The sequence below is a fragment of the Xanthobacter autotrophicus genome, assembly GCF_005871085.1.
GTDB lineage: Bacteria > Pseudomonadota > Alphaproteobacteria > Rhizobiales > Xanthobacteraceae > Xanthobacter > Xanthobacter autotrophicus.
Window position 1 is genome coordinate 272657 of the sequence record NZ_VAUP01000035.1, and the last position, 21767, is coordinate 294423.

General features: G+C 67.1%; 21 protein-coding genes. 11 read left to right on the forward strand and 10 right to left on the reverse strand.

Annotation, left to right across the window (positions count from 1 at the left end; all coding sequences use genetic code 11):
* The 4 genes from lnt (at nucleotide 1) to trmB (ending at nucleotide 4221) form a co-directional block, all read left to right on the forward strand.
* Nucleotides 1-1566 carry an apolipoprotein N-acyltransferase gene (lnt, locus tag FBQ73_RS17280; protein WP_392567239.1) on the forward strand — a complete coding sequence of 522 codons (1566 nt, stop codon included), beginning with the start codon at nucleotides 1-3 and terminating at the stop codon, nucleotides 1564-1566.
* Nucleotides 1567-1692: 126 nt separating this feature from the next.
* Entirely contained in the window at nucleotides 1693-2106 is a 414-nt protein-coding gene (locus FBQ73_RS17285) for a helix-turn-helix domain-containing protein (protein WP_138400726.1), read from the forward strand.
* A 108-nt stretch (nucleotides 2107-2214) separates the two neighbouring features.
* The gene (gene metK / locus FBQ73_RS17290) at nucleotides 2215-3408 is read left to right on the forward strand and encodes a methionine adenosyltransferase (protein ID WP_138400727.1); all 1194 of its coding nucleotides are present in this window, start codon (nucleotides 2215-2217) and stop codon (nucleotides 3406-3408) included.
* Nucleotides 3409-3525: 117 nt separating this feature from the next.
* Complete coding sequence (trmB, locus tag FBQ73_RS17295) at nucleotides 3526-4221, forward strand: tRNA (guanine(46)-N(7))-methyltransferase TrmB (protein WP_138400728.1); 696 nt, start codon at nucleotides 3526-3528, stop codon at nucleotides 4219-4221.
* Nucleotides 4222-4251: 30 nt separating this feature from the next.
* Here trmB and FBQ73_RS17300 read toward each other — a convergent pair whose 3' ends face one another.
* From FBQ73_RS17300 to hemE, 9 genes are all read right to left on the reverse strand, one after another.
* Complete coding sequence (locus tag FBQ73_RS17300; protein WP_138400729.1) at nucleotides 4252-5118, reverse strand: NAD-dependent epimerase/dehydratase family protein; 867 nt, start codon at nucleotides 5116-5118, stop codon at nucleotides 4252-4254.
* A gap of 10 nt (nucleotides 5119-5128) precedes the next feature.
* Entirely contained in the window at nucleotides 5129-6070 is a 942-nt protein-coding gene (locus FBQ73_RS17305; RefSeq protein ID WP_246089752.1) for a lysophospholipid acyltransferase family protein, read from the reverse strand.
* Nucleotides 6067-6486, reverse strand: coding sequence for a Fur family transcriptional regulator (locus FBQ73_RS17310; protein WP_138400826.1), 420 nt, complete (start codon nucleotides 6484-6486; stop codon nucleotides 6067-6069). The genes FBQ73_RS17305 and FBQ73_RS17310 overlap by 4 nt, the downstream gene beginning before the upstream one ends.
* Before the next feature lie 91 nt (nucleotides 6487-6577).
* Nucleotides 6578-7054 carry a GNAT family N-acetyltransferase gene (locus tag FBQ73_RS17315; RefSeq protein ID WP_138400730.1) on the reverse strand — a complete coding sequence of 159 codons (477 nt, stop codon included), beginning with the start codon at nucleotides 7052-7054 and terminating at the stop codon, nucleotides 6578-6580.
* On the reverse strand, nucleotides 7051-7734 hold the full coding sequence (tsaB, locus tag FBQ73_RS17320) for a tRNA (adenosine(37)-N6)-threonylcarbamoyltransferase complex dimerization subunit type 1 TsaB (RefSeq protein WP_138400731.1): 684 nt from the start codon (nucleotides 7732-7734) through the stop codon (nucleotides 7051-7053). The genes FBQ73_RS17315 and tsaB overlap by 4 nt, the downstream gene beginning before the upstream one ends.
* A 101-nt stretch (nucleotides 7735-7835) precedes the next feature.
* On the reverse strand, nucleotides 7836-8396 hold the full coding sequence (locus FBQ73_RS17325; RefSeq protein WP_138400732.1) for a NifU family protein: 561 nt from the start codon (nucleotides 8394-8396) through the stop codon (nucleotides 7836-7838).
* Nucleotides 8397-8960: 564 nt separating this feature from the next.
* A complete protein-coding gene (gene rho / locus FBQ73_RS17330) occupies nucleotides 8961-10229 on the reverse strand; it encodes a transcription termination factor Rho (protein WP_012113847.1) in 1269 nt (422 codons plus the stop codon).
* 249 nt (nucleotides 10230-10478) lie between these two features.
* The gene (gene hemJ, locus FBQ73_RS17335; RefSeq protein ID WP_138400733.1) at nucleotides 10479-10913 is read right to left on the reverse strand and encodes a protoporphyrinogen oxidase HemJ; all 435 of its coding nucleotides are present in this window, start codon (nucleotides 10911-10913) and stop codon (nucleotides 10479-10481) included.
* Nucleotides 10914-10934: 21 nt separating this feature from the next.
* Entirely contained in the window at nucleotides 10935-11981 is a 1047-nt protein-coding gene (gene hemE, locus FBQ73_RS17340; RefSeq protein ID WP_210236805.1) for a uroporphyrinogen decarboxylase, read from the reverse strand.
* A gap of 339 nt (nucleotides 11982-12320) precedes the next feature.
* Here hemE and FBQ73_RS17345 point away from each other — a divergent pair, with 339 nt between their 5' ends.
* From FBQ73_RS17345 to dnaQ, 5 genes are all read left to right on the forward strand, one after another.
* A complete protein-coding gene (locus FBQ73_RS17345; RefSeq protein WP_138400734.1) occupies nucleotides 12321-13172 on the forward strand; it encodes a pyruvate, water dikinase regulatory protein in 852 nt (283 codons plus the stop codon).
* Between the two features lie 161 nt (nucleotides 13173-13333).
* Nucleotides 13334-13939 (forward strand): Maf family protein, encoded by a 606-nt coding sequence (locus tag FBQ73_RS17350; RefSeq protein ID WP_138400735.1) that lies wholly within the window; start codon nucleotides 13334-13336, stop codon nucleotides 13937-13939.
* Nucleotides 13936-14784, forward strand: coding sequence for a shikimate dehydrogenase (locus tag FBQ73_RS17355; RefSeq protein ID WP_138400736.1), 849 nt, complete (start codon nucleotides 13936-13938; stop codon nucleotides 14782-14784). The genes FBQ73_RS17350 and FBQ73_RS17355 overlap by 4 nt, the downstream gene beginning before the upstream one ends.
* A 3-nt stretch (nucleotides 14785-14787) precedes the next feature.
* Complete coding sequence (gene coaE / locus FBQ73_RS17360) at nucleotides 14788-15390, forward strand: dephospho-CoA kinase (RefSeq protein WP_138400737.1); 603 nt, start codon at nucleotides 14788-14790, stop codon at nucleotides 15388-15390.
* A gap of 13 nt (nucleotides 15391-15403) precedes the next feature.
* Nucleotides 15404-16126, forward strand: a complete 723-nt coding sequence (gene dnaQ / locus FBQ73_RS17365; RefSeq protein ID WP_138400738.1) for a DNA polymerase III subunit epsilon — start codon at nucleotides 15404-15406, stop codon at nucleotides 16124-16126.
* Between the two features lie 190 nt (nucleotides 16127-16316).
* Here the strand turns inward: dnaQ and FBQ73_RS17370 are convergent, their stop codons facing one another.
* Entirely contained in the window at nucleotides 16317-18326 is a 2010-nt protein-coding gene (locus FBQ73_RS17370; RefSeq protein ID WP_138400739.1) for a thioredoxin domain-containing protein, read from the reverse strand.
* Between the two features lie 135 nt (nucleotides 18327-18461).
* Between FBQ73_RS17370 and mnmE the strand changes: the two genes are divergently transcribed.
* Together mnmE and mnmG are read left to right on the forward strand one after the other, a co-directional pair.
* Nucleotides 18462-19757 (forward strand): tRNA uridine-5-carboxymethylaminomethyl(34) synthesis GTPase MnmE, encoded by a 1296-nt coding sequence (mnmE, locus tag FBQ73_RS17375; protein ID WP_138400740.1) that lies wholly within the window; start codon nucleotides 18462-18464, stop codon nucleotides 19755-19757.
* Between the two features lie 115 nt (nucleotides 19758-19872).
* The gene (mnmG, locus tag FBQ73_RS17380) at nucleotides 19873-21753 is read left to right on the forward strand and encodes a tRNA uridine-5-carboxymethylaminomethyl(34) synthesis enzyme MnmG (protein WP_138400741.1); all 1881 of its coding nucleotides are present in this window, start codon (nucleotides 19873-19875) and stop codon (nucleotides 21751-21753) included.
* Nucleotides 21754-21767 lie beyond the last annotated feature (14 nt).

The window sequence follows — 21767 nt, forward strand, 5'->3', positions numbered from 1 at the left end:
CTGCGCGGGCGCCTTCTCGCGCTGCGCTTCCTCTCCGGATGGCGCCGACGTGGCGTCGCTTTCGTTGCCGGCGCCATCGGCGCTCTCGCCATGCCGCCGTTCGGTCTGTGGCCAGTGCTGGCGCTCAGCTTCGGCGTGCTCGTGCTGCTCATCGACGGCTGCCGCGGCGGGCTGAAGCGTCGCCTGTGGGGCGCGGCCGGTGTCGGCTGGTGGTTCGGCTTCGGCTATTTCCTCGCCTCCCTGTGGTGGATCGGCGACGCCTTCCTGGTGGAGGCGGACGTGTTCGGCTGGCTGCTGCCCTTCGCGGTGCTGGCCATGCCCATGGGGCTCGCCCTGTTCACGGCGCTGGGCGCCGTGCTGGCGCGGCTGGCATGGTCGAAGGGGGGCAGGCGGCTGTTCGCCCTCGCCTTCGGCCTGACCGTGTCGGAATGGCTGCGCGGCCATGTGCTGACCGGCTTTCCCTGGAACACCTTCGGCTATGCCTTCGCGCAATCGGACCTGCTGATGCAGAGTGCCGCACTGGTGGGCATCTGGGGCCTCACCTTCTTCGCCCTGCTATTGCTGTCGAGCCCGGTGCTGCTCCTGACGCCGGGCCGGCGCAACCTCGCCGCCGTGGGCTGTGCGGCGCTGCTGCTGGCCGGTGCGGCGGGCTGGGGAAGCTGGCGGCTCGCCACCACGCCTCTCCAGGTGGTGCCGGGCGTGCATCTGCGGGTGATGCAGCCCAACCTGCCGCAGGACAAGAAGTTCGCCTATGACCGTCGGCGCGAAATCCTGGCCGATTACCTGGCCCTGAGCGCCCGCCCGAGCTCCACCTATCCTGCGGGCCTGGCCGACGTGACCCTGCTGATCTGGCCGGAATCCGCCTTCCCGTTCATCTATGAGCGCGAGCCGTGGGCGGCGGAAGACATCGCCGCCACGTTGCCACCCAACGTGACCCTGGTGACCGGGGCGGTGCGCGTGGACCTGCCCCCGCCCGGCCAGCATTCGCCGTTCTTGAATGCGATTCGTGTCATCGACGCGAAAGGCCGAGTGTTACGCAATGCCGACAAGGTTCATCTTGTCCCCTTCGGGGAATACCTGCCGTTCCAGTCATTCCTCGAATCCATCGGCATCGAGCAATTGACGCGGGTGAGGGGCGGCTTCTCGTCCGGCCGCACCCTTGCCGGGCTCGAAGTCCCCGGGGCCGGTCTCGCTGCGCCGCTGGTATGTTATGAGGTTATCTTTTCTGGAAAGGTAATTCCGGCCGGTCCGCGCCCAACCTGGCTCCTGAACCTCACCAACGATGCCTGGTTTGGGACAACCCCCGGACCTCACCAGCACTTTGTGCAGGCTCGCTTGCGTGCCATCGAAGAGGGTCTTCCCCTGGTGCGTGCAGCCAATACGGGCATCTCGGCCATCATTGATCCCATGGGTCGTATTGTCGCAGGTACGCAACTTGGGGAAACAGGCCTCATCGACGGTCCTTTGCCGCGACCCTTGGAAACAGTTCCGGTAGCGGGACGTTTCAACCCTGCAGTCCTTGCCGGTCTGCTTATGGCCGCGCTCGCGCTGGCATTGGCGCCTTAAAACGGTTGCATTACACGCAAGGGTTGATCGACGCTCGTAGATTGTATGCCTATGTTCCCCGGCAATCAGGGCAGCCTTCGCACCGCGAAGTAATGATTAATCTTTTCCGACATAGCCGGAGAGACCATGGCCAAGAAGGCGCCGAACCCTATTGATAAGCACGTTGGCTCGCGCGTCCGCATGCGGCGGATGATGGTCAGCATGAGTCAGGAGAAACTGGGCGAGCATCTGGGGATTACGTTCCAGCAGATTCAGAAATATGAAAAAGGTACAAATCGCATAGGTGCGAGCCGCCTTCAGCAGATCTCGACCGTGCTCGGGGTGCCCGTGGCGTTCTTCTTCGAGGGCGCGCCGGCCTTCGGTCCCGAAGGAGAAGGCTTCTCTGAAGACCAGTCACCCGCCTACGTCTCCGACTTCCTCGCGACTTCGGACGGGCTGACGTTGACCCGCAACTTCATGCGCATCACCGACCCGAAGATCCGCCGGCGGATCGTTGAACTGGTCATCGCCATCGCCGGCGAAGCCGAAACGCCCGCCTGAACCGTTCGTTTTGACGAACGATTTCGTGCAACCGACCTTGACCGCTCGCTGCCGCGTTGCCACAAGAAGAGACCGCAACGCGGCGCGGGCGCAAGAGGGTTCGGAGACATGGCGCGTCAGTCCTATCTGTTCACCAGTGAGTCGGTTTCCGAAGGCCATCCCGACAAGGTCTGCGACCGCATTTCCGACGAGGTGGTCGACACCTTCTTCCGGACGGCCGAAACCGAAGGCTGGGATCCGAGTCAGGTTCGAGTTGCCTGCGAGACCCTCGCCACCACCAACAAGGTGGTGATTGCGGGCGAGACGCGCGGCCCCTCCTCCATTACCCGCGACCTACTGTCCCACGCTGCCCGCCTCGCCATCAAATCCATCGGCTATGAGCAGGAAGGCTTCCACTGGGAGACCGCGGACATCGACGTCCTGCTGCACGCCCAATCCGCCGATATCGCCCAGGGCGTGGACATTGCCGGCAACAAGGACGAGGGCGCCGGCGACCAGGGCATCATGTTCGGCTACGCCGTGCGCGAGACGCCGGAGCTGATGCCCGCCCCCATCTATTACGCGCACAAGATCCTGAAGACCCTGGCGGAAGCGCGCCACTCCGGCGAGACCCACGCCCTCGGCCCCGACGCCAAGAGCCAGGTTACCGTCCGCTACGAGGACGGCAAGCCGGTGGGCGTCACCCAGATCGTGCTGTCCACCCAGCATCTGGACGAGAACCTCTCGTCCCACGACGTGAAGTCCATCGTCGAACCCTATATCAGCGCCACCCTGCCCGAGGGCTGGATTTCCAAGGACACGGTCTGGCACGTGAATCCCACGGGCAAGTTCGTGATCGGCGGGCCGGATGGCGATTGCGGCCTCACCGGGCGCAAGATCATCGTGGACACCTACGGCGGCGCGGCGCCCCATGGCGGCGGCGCCTTCTCCGGCAAGGATCCCACCAAGGTGGACCGCTCGGCCGCCTATGCCGCGCGCTACCTGGCCAAGAACGTGGTGGCGGCCGGCCTCGCCGACCGTGCCACCATCCAGCTGGCCTACGCCATCGGCGTCTCCGATCCGCTGGCGGTCTATGTAGACCTGCACGGTACCGGCAAGGTGGACGAGGCCAAGCTCGAGACCGTGCTGCGGGAGGTGATGAACCTGCGTCCCCGCGGCATTCGCGAGCATCTGGGCCTCACCAAGCCCATCTATGCCCGCACCTCGGCCTATGGTCATTTCGGCCGCGCGCCGGAAGCGGATGGCGGCTTCTCCTGGGAGAAGATCGACCTCGTGGACGCGCTCAAGTCCGCAGTGGCCTGACGCACAGCAGCCCCCGTCCGGCCGCCCGCACCTGCGGCGCGGGCGGCCGGACGGGCGGCCCGGTGACGGCGTGAAGGGATCCCGGATGCCGGCGCATCTTTCGGGATCCTTGATGATATGCACCACATGATCGAAGAGACGGAACGTCACGGCGCCTTCTACGGCCGGCGCATCGGCAAGTCGCTGCGTGGCGCCCAGCAGGACGCCATGGTGCGCCTCCTGCCCACATGGCGCTTCGCCCTCGAAGAGGCGCGAACGCCGGCCGCCCTGTTCCCCCACGACATCAGTGGCCTGTGGCTGGAGATCGGCTTCGGCGGCGGCGAGCATCTCATCTCCCACGCCGCGCGCCGGCCCGACATGGGCTTCATCGGCGCCGAGCCGTTCGTGAACGGCATGGCGCGGATGCTGGTGGACCTGGAGAAGGCCGGACTTTCCAACATCCGCCTGTTCGGCGAGGACGCGGCTTTGCTGCTGGATCGCCTGCCCGAGGCGAGTCTTGACGGCGCCGACCTGTTCTATCCCGACCCCTGGCCCAAGCGCCGCCACTGGAAGCGCCGGTTCGTCCGGCCGGACAATCTGGACCGTCTCGCCCGCGCCATCCGGCCGGGCGGCGTATTTCGCTTCGCGTCCGACGTGCCCCATTATGTGGGCTGGACCCTGGCTACCGTGCGCAACCACGGCGCCTTCCGCTGGACCGCCGAGCGGGCCGACGACTGGCGCCAACCCTATCCGCACTGGCCCGGCACCCGCTATGAGGCAAAGGCTCTGGAGGAGGGGCGCAATCCAACCTACCTGACATTCGAGCGGCTTTAGACCAGATCTGCTCAGCGTGCGCCGAAACCCTCAGGCGCCCGCACCGTGAAGCGCCGTGAGCCCATCGCGATACGTGGGATAGGCGAGGCTCACCCCCAGCTCGTCCTTGAGCCTATGGTTGGCCACGCGCTTGTTGGCGGCCCAGAAAGTCAACGCCATGGGGCTCATGTCCCGTGCCGCTTCATCAAACGGGATGGCTGCCGGCGCTGGCAGGCCGAGCAGCCCGGCCGCATAGGCGATGGGATCGCCGGGCGGGGCGGGCAGATCATCAGTGACGTTGAGGATGCCGTCGAAGCGCTTCGCCACCGCCGCTGAGATGGTGCGGGCGATGTCCTCCACATGGATGCGGTTGAACACCTGGCCCGGCTTGTCGATGCGCCGCGCCTGCCCGGCCCTGAGCTGGTCGAGCGCATTGCGGCCGGGACCATAGATGCCCGCCAGGCGCAGCACCGAGACCGGAATACCGCGCCTCTGTCCGAAGGCGAACCACTCCTGCTCCGCCCCGAGCCGCCGCTCCAGCCGCGGGCTGCCGGCGCGCGGGGGTGTCGTTTCGTCCACCCAGCCTCCGCCGTGGTCGCCATAGACGCCGAGAGTGGTGAGATAGACCACCTGGCTGAGCCGTCCTGCCTCCAGCACCTTGCCGGCGCAGCGCAGAATCGGGTCGCCCTGCACATCAGGCGGCGCCGAGGCGATGATCAGGTCGGTGGCGGCGAGGGCCTCGGCGAGCAGGGTGGACAGGCTCTCGCCATCAAACAGGAAGGGCAAGACCCCGGCCGGCAGATCGGCAAGGCGCTCCGCAGTCCGGGCCGTGCCGACCACACGGGAAAAGGCCGTGGGCTCTCGCGCCACCAGATGACGAACGCAATAGCCGAAGCCCAGTGCGGCAAGGGTGGTCATGGCGGCGTGGTCACGGCACGGGGGACACGAGAACGGCAGGCGCGTGGGATGCGGCCTCGCCCGTCTCCGGCGGCCGGCCGGTGAGGGCCTCGACGCTCATGAGCCGCACCGCCTCCTCACACTGGCGGGTAACGCTCTTGCGATCATGGGCCTCGTCGAGCTGCACCGGCTCGCCGAAGGAGACCTCCACGTCGATGGAGCCGTGGCGCAGCACCTCCAGCAGGTGCGGCACCAGATCCATGTCGCCATACCAGGCAGCGACATGACGGTGGAGCCGCCCCATGGGCAAGCCCTGAAGGCGCACATAGGACACAGCGAGGGGCTGCACCGTCACCTCGGCACCATCGGCGATGGCTTCGCGCACCGCGCCCACCAGCGCAGTCCGGAACGGCAACACCCGGTTGCCGTCGCTGGATGTGCCCTCGGCGAACAGCACCACGGGGTCGCCGTCCTGCAGGCGTTCGGCGATGGTGCGGTTGACTTCGCCGGTGGCATGCCGGCGCTGGCGATCCACGAAAACAGTGCGCTGGAACTTTGCCAGAAGCCCGATCAGCGGCCAGCGCCCCACCTCGCTCTTCGCCACGAAGACCAGCGGCGTGATCGACCCGATCACCAAGATATCGATCCAGGATGAATGGTTGGCGAGGATCAGCAGCGGCCGACCCGCCGCCGGCGCGCCAATCACCTTCACCCGCACCCCGATCAGCTTGAGCAGGATGCGATGGTAGAGCTGCGGGATGCTACGGCGCGTGGGCAGGGAGAGCTTGAGCGAAAGCCATTGCAGCGGGATGCCGACCGCCGTCACCACGGCCACCGGAACCAGCACTGCTGCCGCTCTCACACGATCGAGAAAGCGCGACACTCCCGGCTGCTCTGGCCCCAAGGGTTCCAGCCCGCCGAATTCGAGGGGGAGCCGGGTGGGCTCCTTCGCCGGCGCGGGAGCAGGCGTCACGATTTTTCGTCCTCATCGAGGGGGACGGCATAGAGCTCGAGGCGATGGCCGCGCAGCTTGAAGCCGAGGCGGCGGGCGATCGCCTCCTGCAAGGCCTCGATCTCCTCCGAGCGGAATTCAATCACGTGGCCCGATCTCAGGTCGATGAGATGGTCGTGGTGCTCGTCCGGCATCTGCTCGTAGCGGGCGCGGCCGTCGCCGAAATCGTGGCGCTCGATGATGCCGGCATCCTCCAGCATCTTCACCGTGCGATAGACGGTGGAGATGGAGATGTTGTCGTCGATGGCGACGGCGCGGCGGTGCAGTTCCTCAACGTCAGGATGGTCCTGCGCGCCGGAAAGCACGCGGGCGATGATCCGGCGCTGCTCCGTCATCCTCATGCCCTTGGCCAGGCACGCTTCCTCGATGACGCTCATGTTGCTGCCGCTCAAGCGGGACCTCCGCGATCCAACGGGACAGACGCCTTATCGCCCCCCGGCCCGATCCCTGCAAGGGGGCGGATGCGCCTCAAAAATCCCGCCGCAGCAGCAGGGCGTCCGCGCCACCGGCATAATAGCCTCGCCGGCGCCCCACCTCGCGATAGCCGAGGCGCTCATAAAGAGTGCGCGCCGCGAGATTGCCCTCCTCCACCTCCAGGAACGAGGTGGAGACCCCCTCGACCGCAAGTCGTGCCAGATGGTGGGACACCAGCGCCCGGCCGATGCCCCGGCGGCGGCGATCCGTAACCACGGCGACGGTGAGCACCTCGGCTTCCGGTGGCACCACGTGGGACAGGATGAAACCCATGGGCGGCCGACGGGGACCCGGAGTCGCCACATGGGCACGGACTGCCCGGTCGGACAACAGGCGCTCGAACTCGTCCGTTCCCCAGCCGCGGGCGAAGGCGCGGGCGTGGAGGGCGGCCAGATGCGGCACGTCGGCCGCCACCGCGTCGCGCAGCAGCGGCGGGCGGGGCGGGAAGAAGCGTTCGAAAAGGCCGATCATCGACGGGCGACGCGCGCCTTGTCCTGCGGCTTGGCGTCGGGCGAGCGCAGATAGAGCGGGCGAGGCTCGGCGGCTTCCGGATCGGCAACGGCGCCGAGCCTCGCCACCCAAGCCACGTCCGGGGCGGGGGTTTCGTCCACCAGCAAAGGCGGTTGCTCGGCTGGCGGCCAGGCCTCCGCCACCAAGGCCGCGCCCGAGCCCACGACGCGCACCGCCCCGATGGCCACCGAGCGCGCCGCCTCCCGCACGCTGGTGACGCGCGGGGCGATCAGGGTGCGAGCGCCAACGCCGAACATCTGCAGGAAGACGTGGCCATGCCGGGCGTCGATGGCAGTGACCACGGGAACCGCATCGTCCTGGGCGAGATAGGGGGCGGCCAGCGCAGCCAGCGTCGTCACCCCCACCACCGGCCGGTTGGAGGTGAGCCCGAAGCCGCGCGCCGCTGAAAGGCCCACCCGCAGGCCAGTGAAGCTGCCGGGCCCGATGGTGACGGCGATGCGCCCAAGGTGTTCAAAATCAAGGCCCGCCGCCGCCATCACCTGCTCGACGAGCGGGATCAGCGTCTCGGCGTGGCCGCGCTCCATGAGCAGCGAATCGCCCGCGACAATGCTGTCCGTCTCGGTGTCGAGCACCGCGGCGGAGCAAGCGGCGAGCGCCGTATCTATGGCTAAAACAAACATGAAACCGGGTGCCCCACTCCTCGTCACGATCAACCTAAACCGCGGCGAGGGGAAGCGACCCTGAAGGCTCACCTTACAGAAAGGTTAATGGCGATTGACCCTCATACCGCCTGAACCTCGCTGACCTCCGGCACGAAGTGCTTGAGAAGGTTCTCGATACCGTTCTTCAGCGTAGCCGTGGACGACGGGCAACCGGAGCACGAGCCCTTCATGTTCAGGAACACGATACCATCCTTGAAGCCGCGGAAGGTGATGTCGCCGCCGTCATTGGCCACCGCCGGGCGCACCCGCGTGTCCAGAAGTTCCTTGATGGTGGCGACGATCTCGGCGTCCTTCGCCTCGTAGAACTCGTCAGCATCGGCGGCTTCGGGTTTCACACCGTCGGACAGCACCGGAGCGCCGGACATGAAGTGTTCCATGATGGCACCGAGGATGGCCGGCTTGATCTGCGGCCACTCCGCCTCCGCCTTGGTGACGGTCACGAAATCCGATCCCAGGAACACAGCCGCCACACCGCGCACATCGAACAGGCGCTGGGCGAGGGGAGAGAGGTCCGCATCGTCGTGGGAGCGCAGGTCGAGAGTGCCTTCCCCCAGCACCGAACGGCCGGGCAGGAACTTGAGGGTTGCCGGGTTCGGCGTGGTTTCGGTCTGAATGAACATGGCTCAATCCTCAAAAGAAAAGCTGCGGGTGGGGCCGCGCGTTTCCTTGAAGATAGGAGGTCGGGCGCGAAACGGAAAGGGCGCCTCGGGAAAGGTCCCGAATTGACACAAGCCCCCATCCCTGGAGAACGCGGCCAGAACGAACCGCGTGCGAATCGCGGAAGGCCGCCGGTTGCGCGTCTGTTCTCCGGCTTTCCGAAACCAAGAGCGGTCAGCCCCCTCTCCCGCGTGCGGGGGAGGGTTGTGGAGGGGGCAGAGACGCTGGGACCAAACACCGCTGGCGCAGGGAATGCGGAGAGGGCCTGCCCCCCACCCTGCCCTCCCCCGCACGCGGGAGAGGGTTCGCGCCGTGTCCGGTCGGAGCCGCCCATCTTCAAACCAAAAGCCCGTCCCGCATCGGGACAAACCCCGCGCCCACAGGCGAACAGTACCGGAACACAAGGGGAGCGAATCACTCGAACGGCCCTGTTGGCGCTTTGTTCAGGCCCCCCGAAACGGCACAGCCGCCACGCCCGGACGGCGTGACGGCTGCATCTTCATCACCCATGGAGGACGCAGGCGCCCTCAGGTGTTCATGGAATCGAAGAAGTCCGCGTTGGTCTTGGTCTGGCGCAGCTTGTCGAGCAGGAACTCAATGGCGTCCACCGTGCCCATGGGATTGAGGATGCGGCGCAGCACATACATCTTCTTGAGCGTGTCGGCCGGCACCAGGAGCTCTTCCTTGCGGGTGCCCGAGCGGGTGATGTCGATGGCCGGGAACACGCGCTTGTCGGAGACCTTGCGGTCGAGGATGACTTCCGAGTTACCGGTGCCCTTGAACTCCTCGAAGATCACCTCGTCCATGCGCGAGCCGGTCTCGATGAGCGCGGTGGCGATGATGGTGAGGGAGCCGCCTTCCTCGATATTGCGCGCCGCGCCAAAGAAGCGCTTGGGGCGCTGGAGGGCGTTGGCGTCCACGCCGCCGGTCAGCACCTTCCCGGAGGACGGCACCACCGTATTGTAGGCGCGGCCGAGGCGGGTGATGGAATCCAGCAGGATCACCACATCGCGCCCGTGCTCCACCAGGCGCTTGGCCTTCTCGATCACCATCTCGGCGACCTGCACATGGCGGGTGGCCGGCTCGTCGAAGGTGGAGGAGACCACCTCGCCCTTCACCGAGCGCTGCATGTCCGTGACTTCTTCCGGCCGCTCGTCGATGAGCAGCACGATGAGGAAGCATTCGGGATGATTGGCGGTGATGGATTTGGCGATGTTCTGCAGCAGCACCGTCTTGCCGGTGCGGGGCGGGGCCACGATGAGGCCGCGCTGCCCCTTGCCGATGGGCGCCACGATATCGATGATTCGCGGCGAGAAATCCTTCTTTCCGACGGTTTCCTCATGCTCCAGCTTGAGGCGCTCGTCGGGATAGAGCGGCGTCAGATTGTCGAAGTTGATCTTGTGCCGCGTCTTCTCGGGGTCTTCGAAATTGATCGTATTGACCTTGAGAAGCGCGAAATAGCGCTCGCCTTCCTTCGGCGAACGGATCTGTCCTTCCACCGTATCGCCTGTGCGCAGGCCGAAGCGCCGGATCTGGGACGGGGAGACATAGATGTCGTCCGGTCCCGGCAGATAGTTCGCCTCGGGGGAACGCAGGAAGCCGAAGCCGTCCTGGAGCACCTCGACGACGCCTTCGCCAATGATCTCGGTTTCGGTGGCCGCCAGCTGCTTCAGAATGGCAAACATGAGCTCCTGCTTGCGCAGGGTGCTGGCGTTCTCCACCTGGCTCTCCTCGGCAAAGGCGAGGAGCTCGACGGGGGTCTTGGACTTAAGGTCTTGAAGTTTCACTTCCCGCATAAGGGAAAGCCTCGATGAATCTTGAGTGTGCCGAAGCCGATCGCAAAGATCAGGCACGGCCGGCGGGGGGAGGGACGGGGTCGCAGGTCTTCAGGGGAAGCCGGGGCACGCAGCCTGCCGCCTGACACGCCGGCCGGGCTAATGACAGCACCGGACTGAAGGAAGCGCGTTCGCCTGCGTTTAGGAAAGCACCCCCAAGATAGGCGGGTGCGGAAGGCGGCGCAAGTCCTCCTTCCGATCAAGGATGCATCAAAACGGTTTGACCACCACAAGAATGACGATGCCGACCATCAGCAGCGTCGGCACCTCGTTGGCAATGCGGAAGAAACGGGCCGGACGGGTATTGGTGTCCTGCGCGAAATCGCGCACCCAGCGCGACAAAGCCCCATGGAAGCCGGACAGGACCAGCACCAGGGCGAACTTGGCATGGAACCAGCCGGCCAGATACCAGCCGCCGGCATAGGCCAGATAAAGCCCCGCCAGCCAGGTGACAATCATGGCCGGGTTGATGATGGCCTTCAACAGCCGCCGTTCCATCACCTTAAAGGTTTCGGACTGCACCGAGCCGGCCTCGGCGGCGCAGTGATAGACCATGAGGCGCGGCAGATACAGCATCCCCGCCATCCAGGAGATGACGGCGATGACGTGCAGAGCCTTGATCCAGCTATATAAATCGTGAGCCATCCGGGTCCGGTCTTGGTTTGATCAGCGCGCCCGGCGCACCGCTTCCACCAGCTTTTCCACATGGTCGAGCGGGGTTTCGGGGCGGATGCCGTGGCCGAGATTGAAGATGTGCCGCACGCCGGAAAAATCATCGCGGATGCGCGCCACTTCATCCTCCAGCGCCGCGCCGCCGGCGATGAGGCGCAGCGGATCCAGATTGCCCTGCAGCGCCACGCGGCCGGATAAACGCCGCCGGGCCGCCTGCCGATCCGCCGACCAATCGAGGCCGATGGCGTTGATACCGGTATCGGCCAACCGCTCCAGCGCCTCCAGCGTCGCCCCCTTGGGGAAGGCAATGACCCGCACATGGGGGTGCAGCGCCTTCAATCCCGCGACGATACGGCGCAGTGGTTCAGCACACCAGCGCTCGAACGACGAGGGATCGAGCACACCGGCCCAGGTATCGAAGATCTGCACCACATCGGCGCCGGCCGCCACCTGCCCCGCCAGATGGACGATGGAAGCCTCCACGAGCCGGTCGATGAGGCTCTGGAACAGGGTTTCGTCGCGCAGGGCCAGCATGCGGGCGGGCGCCTGATCGTCAGTGCCGTGGCCCGCCACCATGTAGGTGGCCACCGTCCACGGCGCGCCGCAGAAGCCGATCAGCGCTACTTCGGCCGGAAGGGTGGCACGCACGGAGGCGATGGCCTCGTAGACCGGCTCCACCTTGTCGGGATCCAGCCGGTCCTTGAGGGCGGCTACGCCCTCGCTGTCGGTCACCGGCGTCAGCCGCGGACCCTCGCCGGCCTCGAAGGTGAGGCCGACGCCCAGGGCGTGGGGCACCACCAGGATGTCCGAAAAGATGATGGCCGCGTCAAAGCCATAGCGGCGGATGGGCTGGAGCGTCACCTCGGCGGCGAGCTTCGGCGTGTAGCACAAAGTGAGGAAGTCGCCCGCCTCAGCCCGCACCGCGCGATATTCCGGAAGATAGCGCCCCGCCTGCCGCATCATCCAGAGCGGCGGTGGGTCGAAAGGAGTGCCGTCGAGCACCCGCAGGAATGGCGATCGTGTCTCGAGAGCGCGGTTCATCCCGTCCCTTCAATCTAATAGAATCTTATTTAAAGAGAGAGAGTCTTTGGAGTCTTAACGGTTGATTAACGATGTAATCGGCCGACGACAACCGATCCACAGGCAGGCCGGTTCATGAAGGCGCACTTGCCGCAGGTGCGAAGCCGGCGAAAGGCCGGTTAACAAAGGATTAACGCGGGGGTCCCGGACGGCTGTCCACATGGACGCACAGGGTGGGGGTGGATTCCATCCCGGACGGGTTGGGTGTGGATGGATTTCAGGGTTATCCAGAGCCCGCACTTGCACCCCGGCACCGGGCGTGCCTTTTTCAACAGTGTTCCACAGGAGCGGTGGATAATTGTGACTCTGAAAACGCCCGGCGAGAGTTTCTTCCATCTCCACCTCGTTTCCGATGCCACGGGCGAGACCCTCATCAATGTGGGACGGGCGGCCTGCGCGCAGTATGCGAACGTGCTGCCCATCGAGCATGTCTATCCGCTCATCCGCTCCATGAAGCAGCTGGAGCGGGTGCTCAGCGAGGTGGAGAACAACCCGGGCATCGTGCTCTACACGCTGGTGGACAAGGAGATCCGCGAGCGGCTGAAGGAGCGCTGCCGTGAACTTGGCGTGCCCTACATGTCGGTGCTGGCGCCGGTGGTGCAGCTGTTCCAGTCCTACCTCGGCGGCAGCCCGACCCCGCGCGTGGGCGGGCAGCACTCGCTGGATGCCAATTATTTCAAGCGCATCGACGCGCTGAACTACACCGTCATGCACGACGATGGGCACATGACGGACGACCTGGAAAGCGCCGACGTAGTGCTGCTCGGCGTGTCGCGCACCTCCAAGACGCCCACCTCCATCTATCTCGCCAATCGCGGCATCAAGACCGCCAACATCCCGCTGGTGCCCAGCGTGCCGCTGCCGCCGGGGGTGGAGAAGCTGAAGAAGCCGCTTGTGGTCGGCCTGGTGGCGAGCCCGGAGCGCATTGTCGAAATCCGCCAGAACCGGCTTCTGGGGCTCAATGCATCGGATCTGGGCGCGTCCTACGTGGACCGGGAGGCGGTGAACGAGGAGATCATCCTGTCGCGGCGCCTGTGCGCCCGCAACGGCTGGCCCCTCATCGACGTCACCCGCCGCTCGGTGGAAGAGACTGCCGCCACCATCTACGCGCTCTACAGCGAGCGCCGACGCCGGGCCATCGCCGAAACCTGAGACGAGCCCCAGGGACCGCCCCAGGGACCGCCCCATGAGACCGGGCCATGAGATTGGCTCACGGCCTGACCATGAGACGAGAGCACACCTTGCACCCTAGCCGGCTTTGAGGGAAACCCACATGGACCGGCCCCGGATGGAGCGCGGGAGCGAAGGGAGATATGCTCGTGTGGCGTGGTGAACAGCCGCTCGTCCTGGCATCCAAGAGTGCGACGCGCCTGACCCTTCTCGTCCATGCGGGCGTGCCGGTGGAAACGGTGGCCGCCGAGGTGGACGAACGCTCCATCCAGGCGGATGCGGGCGCGGTGGATCCCGCCGGCATCGCGGTGATCCTGGCCCGGGCGAAGGCGCTCGCCGGATCGCGCGCGGCGCCGGGGCGCCTGGTGCTGGGCGCGGACCAGACCCTGGCCCTGGGGCCGAAGATCTACCACAAGCCGGTGAGCCTGGAGGCGGCGCGCCTGCAGCTTCAGGAACTCGCCGGCCAGACCCATGCCCTGCATTCGGCGGTGGCCGTGGCGCGCGATGGCGCGATCCTGTTCGAGACGGTAGTCAGCGCCTTTCTCACCATGCGGCCGTTGAGCGACGAGGCGCTGAACACCTACATCACCGCCGCCGGGCCGCGGGTGCTCACGTCCGTGGGCGCCTACCAGCTGGAATCGGTGGGGGTGCACCTGTTCACCCGGGTGGACGGGGACCATTTCACCATTTTGGGCTTGCCGCTGCTTCAGCTTCTGCCCTTCTTCCGGGAACAGGGGCTGCTGCCGTGACCGTGCATGCCTGCATCACCGGCTCGCCGGTGAGCTATTCAAGGTCCCCGCTGCTTCATGGCTATTGGCTGAAGGCCTATGGCATCGACGGCGACTATGGCCGGGAGGAAGTGCCGCCCGCGCAGGCGGCGGAGTTTTACCGCAGCCTTGCCGCGCGCGGCTATGCCGGCTGCAATGTCACCGCCCCCAACAAGGAAATTGCATTTTCCGTGCTCGACGAGGCGGACGAGAATGCGGCGGCCCTGGGTTCCGCCAACACCCTGTGGCTGGAGGACGGCCGGCTGTGCGGCACCAGCACCGATGGCTACGGCTTCATCGCCAATCTGGACGCCAGTGTTCCGGACTGGGACGGGGCGCGCAGGCTGGCGCTGGTGCTGGGCGCGGGCGGCGCCTCCCGCGCCATCGTCCATGCGCTGGTGCAACGCGGGTTCGAGCGGGTGGTGCTGGCCAATCGCACGCTGGAGCGGGCCGAGATCATCGCCACGGCGTTCGGCAAAAAGGTGGTTCCGCTGGCCTTCGACAAGGCATCCGAGGTGATGGCGGATGCCGATATCCTGGTGAACTGCACGTCGCTGGGCATGAAGGGCGGAGCGGCGCTCGCCGTCGACCTGTCGCGCCTCAGGCAAGAGGCAGTGGTGAGCGACATCGTCTATGTGCCGCTTCTCACGCCGTTGTTGACGGCGGCGGCGGCGCGTGGACTGCGCACCGTGGACGGGCTCGGCATGCTGCTGCATCAGGGCGTGCCTGGCTTCGAGCGCTGGTTCGGGGTGCGTCCCGAGGTCACGGCCGAATTGCGCGAGGTGCTGATCGCGGATCTTCGGGCCTCGGGCCAGCTGGCGGCCTGAGCCATGTGGATCCTCGGCCTCACCGGTTCCATCGGCATGGGCAAATCAGGCACGGCGGGCCTGTTCCGCGCCATGGGCGTGCCGGTGCATGATGCGGATGCCTCTGTGCACGCGCTCTATCGCGGGCGCGCGGTGGCCCCGGTGGAGGCGGCCTTTCCCGGAGTGACGCGGGATGGCGCGATCGACCGCGCCGCGCTGGGCGCCCGCGTGCTGGCGGACCCCGAGGCCATGAAGCGGCTGGAGACTATCGTCCATCCTCTGGTCCGCGCCGAGGAGGAAGCCTTTCTTGCCAAGGCCCGTGGAGCTGGGGCGCGGCTGGTGGTGCTGGACATCCCCCTGTTGTTCGAGACCGGCGGCGCCGGGCGCGTGGATGCGGTGGCTGTGGTCAGCGCGTCGAAAGCTGTGCAGCGCGCCCGTGTGCTGGAGCGGGCCGGCATGACGGAAGAAAAATTCGAGACCATTGTGGCCAAGCAGATGCCGGACGCAGAAAAGCGTCGCCGCGCGCATTTCGTCATCGACACCGGCCGGGGCTTCCCGGCGGCGGCCCATCAGGTGGCCGGCATCGTGAGGGCGCTGTCGGGGCCGGGGCGCCGGGTTACAGGCTGAGGGAGAGGACACCTTGCGCGAGATCGTGCTCGACACCGAGACCACCGGCCTTGAAGCCTATGGCGGCGACCGACTGGTGGAAATCGGCTGCGTGGAGATGGTCAACCGCATCCTCACCGGCACGGTGTTCCACGTCTATATCAATCCCGAGCGGGACATGCCGGTGGAGGCGTTCAACGTCCACGGCCTGTCCGCCGAATTCTTGTCCGACAAGCCGAAGTTCAAGGACGTTGCCGACGATTTCCTCAATTTCATCGCCGAAGATACTTTGGTGATTCACAACGCGGCGTTCGACATCGGCTTCCTGAATGCGGAGCTGGAGCGCCTCAGCCGCCCCACCATTGCCCGCGACCGGGTGGTCGACACGCTGGCGCTGGCACGGCGCAAGCATCCCGGCGGCGGCAACCGCCTCGACGATTTGATGAACCGCTACGGCATCGATAGCTCGCGCCGGGTGAAGCACGGGGCGCTGCTGGATGCGGAGCTTCTGGCCGAGGTCTATGGTGAGCTGCTCGGCGGCAAGCAGGCAAGCCTCATCGGACTGGTGGAGGATACGAGCGAGGCGCCCCGTCTCGTGGTCGCCGTGGCGGCGGCCCATCCCCGCCCCGTCCCGCTCGCGTCCCGCCTGACGGCTGACGAAGCGGAAGCCCATGCGGCCTTCATCGCCAGCATGGGGGAGAAGGCGCTCTGGCTGAAATATGCCGACGCGCCGGAGGCGGAGAAGACGGGCAGCTGAGCTGGCTCGTAGACACTCGTTTTGCGGTATTGCAACTTTAAATCAACTAAAAGTTGATCGATTAGGAAGGTCGTGGGCGGCAAAGCGGCCTCAGGTCCGATCCATTCTTCATCCGCAGAAAGCCTCCCTTAGGAGGCTTTCTGACGCGATCTGAAGGGGTATCGCTTCGCTCACCCGGAAAATTGGCGCCTCAACTCATCATTTCGCCCACCGCCGCCACGATCTGGGCCGGATCGCTGACCGGCAGCGAACAGCGCTCCCCGACGCACACAAAAGCCGCTCCTTCCGCCGGCGCGGAGGCGATGCGGGCCGCCATCACGCTGCCGGGCCCGACCCCATCGCTGGCGCGCGCCACCACCCGCAGTGGGAACGGCACCTTGAGCGCGGCCTCGGCGAGCGCCTCCAGGTTGGGGCCCACCGCAACGATCTCGGCGAGGCCGAGGCGGGTGTCGATGGCGTTCAGGGTCGCCCCATGGGCCAGCACATTCTTCGCCGTGGCGCCGGACATGCCGGCCAACACCCGGTCCGCCCGCGCCCTCAACGCGTCGTTTCCGGTGAGCGCGGCGAGGCGGATGAGGGCGTCGGCCGCCACCGCATTGGAGTTGGGAACCGCCTCGTCGTGGGTCGCGAGCGGCCGCAGGATGAGGCTGTCGCCATCGTCCGCCGTGAGGAAATAGGCGCCGGTCTCGGGGTCGCGGTGGTGGGTTTCCAGCACCTCCAGAAAGTGCACGGCGTGGGCCAGAGGTTTTGGCGCGCCCGTCGCCTCATGGAGCGCGATGCCAGCGCGGGCCATGGCGGCGAGGTCGGAGGCAAGGCCCGGCAGCACGATCTTGGCGCCGCACCAGGAATGAGCGAGGCGCCCCTCCGCCACCATGTGGCCCACGACGGCATCGAAGGCGCGCTGCGCCAGCGCCACCCATTCAGCCTCGCCGAGGAAGCCGCCGGCCCGCGCCAGCGCCGCGATCATCAGTCCGTTCCAGTCGGCCAGCACCTTGTCGTCCCGGCCCGGACGCACCCTTTTTTCCCGCGCCAGCAGCAGCTTTTCGCGCAAGGGTTTAAGGCGCGCCTCGTCCTCGGCGCTCACCACGCCGGCTTCGGTGCGGTTGAGGATATTGCCCACCTCCCAGTTTCCGGCGCGGGTCACGTCATAGAAGCGGTTGAAGAAGGCGGCGTCCTCCGCCCCCAGCACGGCCGTGATCTCGGCCTCGCTCCACACATAGAAGCGGCCTTCATGGCCCTCGCTGTCGGCATCGAGGCTCGCGGCGAAGGCGCCCTCGGGGGTCAGCATCTCCCGCTTAAGCCAGCCCACCGTCTCTCGCGCGCGGGTGAGGAAGAGCGCATCGGCGGTGTCGGAATAGGCCAGCGCCAGCAGCTCGAGGAGCAGCGCATTGTCGTAGAGCATCTTCTCGAAATGCGGGACGAACCAGATCTCGTCCACCGAATAGCGGGCAAACCCCCCACCCAGATGATCATAGATGCCGCCCTCGCACATGCGGTTGAGGGTGAGGGCCACGAGGGCTTTCAACGCGTCATCCTTGCGCCGCGTGCCCACCCGCCAGAGGAATTCGAGCAGGCCAGACTGGGGGAATTTCGGCGCGCCCTTCAGCCCGCCATGGACCGGATCGAACATGGCCGGCAGGCGTGCGGCGGTATCATCCAGATCCTCCCGGCCGATGGCGGCACCGGCCACGGGCGTCGCCGCCTTCTTCAGCCGGGCGAGGATGGTGGCGGTGTTCTTCTCCACCTTGTCCTTGTTCTGGGTGAAGACGGTGGAGACCTGCTGCAGCACGTCGGTGAATCCGGGGCGGCCGTAGCTGGCGGCGGGGGGGAAATAGGTGCCGCCCCAGAACGGCTTTCCCTCCGGATCGAGGAACATGGTGAGCGGCCAGCCGCCGCTCTGGCCCAGCTGCTGGAGCGCGGACATGTAGATCTGGTCCACGTCCGGCCGCTCTTCCCGATCTACCTTGATGTTCACGAACAGGGCGTTCATGAGCCCCGCCACGTCCGCATTCTCGAAGCTCTCGTGGGCCATCACATGGCACCAGTGGCACGCGGCATAACCCACCGAGAGCAGGATGGGCTTGCCGGTGGCCCGCGCCTCCGCGAACGCCTCCGGCCCCCACGGCCACCAGTGCACCGGATTGTCCTTGTGCTGGAGCAGATAGGGGCTGGTCTCGCGGGAGAGGCGGTTCTCGCTCATGATCTTAAAATCCCTCGGCTGACGCCGGCTTTGGTGGCAATGGAGATGGCGACGAAAGGTTCAGGCAATGAATGGCGCATGGTCCGCCATCTGCCGGTGCCGTGCAAATCCGTCGCCAGTTTGGGAAACGACGCCATGATCGACACTCTCTTCGCCCTCTCGTCTGGCCGCCTGCCGGCCGGTGTGGCGGTGCTGCGCATCAGCGGTCCCGAGGCGGCGGCGGCGGTCCTCGCCCTTGCCGGCGTGCTGCCCCCGCCCCGCGTCGCCCGCTACGGCGCCTTGAGCGATCCCCGGACCGGGGAGATGCTGGATCGGGGCCTCATCCTGTTCTTCCCCGGCCCCGCCAGCGCCACGGGGGAGGATGTGGCCGAGCTTCATCTCCATGGCGGCCGCGCGGTGGTCGCGGCGGTGCTGCGGGCGCTGTCCGCCCTGCCCGGCTTGCGTCCGGCGGAAGCCGGCGAGTTCACCCGGAGGGCCCATGCCAACGGCAAGCTGGATCTGGCGGAGGTGGAGGGCCTCGCCGATCTGGTGGCGGCGGAGAGCGAGGCCCAGCGCAAACAGGCGCTGGCGCTGGCCTCGGGCGCGCTCTCCCGCCGGGTGGAGGGCTGGCGCGTGGGGCTGGTCTCTGCCCTGGCGCTGATCGAGGCCGGCATCGATTTTTCCGACGAGAGCGACGTGTCCGGAGAGGTGACGACGGATGCCGTCGCCCGCCTTGCCCGGCTGAAGGACGAACTGCTTGCCGCCCTCACCGACGCGGCGCGGGGCGAGCGGGTGCGTGACGGGCTGGTGGTGACCATTTCCGGCCCGCCCAATGCCGGAAAATCCACTCTGCTGAACCGCCTTGCGGGCCGCGAAGCAGCCATCGTCTCCGCCCTGCCCGGCACCACCCGCGACGTGCTGGAGGTGCATCTGGAGCTGGCCGGGCAGGCCGTGACCCTGCTGGACACGGCCGGCCTGCGCGAGACCTCGGACCTTGTGGAAGCCGAAGGCGTGCGCCGCGCGCTGGCCCGGGCGGAGGGGGCGGACGTGGTGCTCTGGCTCTGTGATGCCGGGTCCGAGCCGCCCCCTGCCCTTACCCGGGCGGTGAAGGTGCGCACCAAGATCGATCGCGACGCCGCCATTCCCGAAGGCTGGATCGGCATCTCCGCCGCCACCGGCGCGGGCGTGGACGCCCTTGTCGGCCGGCTGGAACAGGAGGCGGACCGCCTCGGCGGGCGCGAGCCGGCGCTGATCACCCGCGAGCGGCAGCGGCGGGCGCTGGAGGTGGCCACCCTCCAGCTGGAGCGGGCGCTGGGCGATTTCGGCGGCCATGAGGAATTGCGCGCCGAGGATGTGCGGCTCGCGGTGCGGGCGCTGGACCAGCTCATCGGACGGGTGGATGTGGAGGATGTGCTGGACGCCCTGTTCAGCACCTTCTGCATCGGGAAATAGGCGCCACCTCCACCCCGCAGGGTGTTTCACGTGAAACATCGCCGGCTGCGGCCTTGACGGCGCCGGAAAGAGGGCGTTTCCAGAAGGGGCGGCGTGGGCCGCCTTTCTGCCCCGGATGAGAATGACCGAAACCCTTTCAGCGAATGCCTTCGACGTGATCGTGGTGGGCGGTGGCCATGCGGGCTGCGAGGCCGCCGCTGCGTCCGCGCGCATCGGCGCGCGCACGGCGCTGCTGACCCATTCCCGCTCAACCATCGGCGCCATGTCCTGCAATCCCGCCATCGGCGGGCTGGGCAAGGGCCATCTGGTGCGGGAGATCGATGCGCTGGACGGCCTCATGGGCCGGGTAGCGGACCAGGGGGGCATCCAGTTCCGCGTGCTCAATCGCCGCAAGGGCCCGGCTGTGCGGGGGCCCCGCGCCCAGGCCGATCGCAAGCTCTATGCCCGCGCCATGCAGGCGGCGCTGGCCGCGCAGGAGGGCCTCACCATCGTGGAGGGCGACGCCGACGATCTGCTGGTCGCGGGCGGCCGCATCACCGGCGTGCGCCTCGCCGATGGGCGGGAGCTGTCCTGCGGGGCGGTGGTGCTCACCACCGGGACCTTTCTCAACGGCCTCATCCATATGGGCGAGGTGAGCTATCCCGCCGGCCGCATGGGCGAGAAGCCGGCGCTGGGCCTCTCCCCTGCCCTCGCCCGCCTCGGCTTCGCTCTGGGCCGGCTGAAGACCGGCACCCCCGCCCGCCTCGATGGCCGCACCATTGATTGGGCGAGCCTGGAGATGCAGCCCGGCGATGATCGGCCCGAGCCCTTCTCGGCCCTCACCACGCACTTGCCCAACCCCCAGGTGGAATGCGGCATCACCCGCACCACGGATGCGACCCACGATCTGATCCGGGCCAACCTTTCCCGCTCGGCCATGTATTCCGGCCGCATCGAGAGCAGCGGCCCGCGCTATTGCCCGTCCATCGAGGACAAGATCGTCCGCTTCGGCGATCGCGACGGCCACCAGATCTTTTTGGAGCCGGAGGGGCTGGACGATCCCACAATCTATCCCAACGGCCTGTCCACCTCCCTGCCCGCCGAGGTGCAGACCGCCTTCCTGCGCACCATTCCGGGGCTGGAGCAGGTGGCGGTGCTGCGGCCGGGCTATGCCATCGAATACGACCATGTGGACCCGCGCGAGCTGGCTCCCACGCTGGAGGCCAAGCGCGTTAACGGCCTGTTCCTCGCCGGCCAGATCAATGGCACCACAGGCTATGAGGAGGCCGCCGCCCAGGGGCTGCTCGCCGGCCTCAATGCGGCGCGGCACGCCGGTGGGGCGGAGGGCACGGTCTTTGACCGAGCCGAGGCTTATCTCGGGGTGATGGTGGACGATCTCGTCACCCGCGGGGTGAGCGAGCCCTATCGCATGTTCACCTCCCGCGCCGAATATCGCCTGACCCTGCGCGCGGACAATGCGGACCAGCGCCTCACCCGGCGCGGGGAAGCCCTTGGCCTCGTGGGCGCCGAGCGCTCGGCGCATTTCGCCCGGCGCAGCGCGGCGCTGGACGAAGCGCGGGCGCTGGCGGAGAGCCTCAGCCTGACGCCCACGGAGGGCGCGCGGCACGGCCTCAGCGTCAATCGCGACGGCCAGCGGCGGACGGCTTTCGATCTCCTCGCCTATCCGGACATCGATGTGGCGCGCCTCGGCGCCATCTGGCCGGAGCTGGCGGCGATCGATCCGGCGGTGGCCGAGCAGGTGGAGATCGATGCCAAATACGCCGTCTATCTCAACCGGCAGGCGGCGGACATTTCCATGCTGCGCCGGGACGAGCAATTGAGCCTGCCGGAGGACCTGGCCTACGCGGACCTTCCCGGCCTCTCCAACGAGCTGAAGCAGAAGCTCGCCCGCATCCGTCCGCGCACGGTGGGGCAGGCGGGGCGCATGGAGGGCATGACCCCGGCGGCCCTCGCCCTGCTCGCCACCCATGCGCGACGGGCCGGGGCAGGCTGTTGATGGCTCGACTGTGG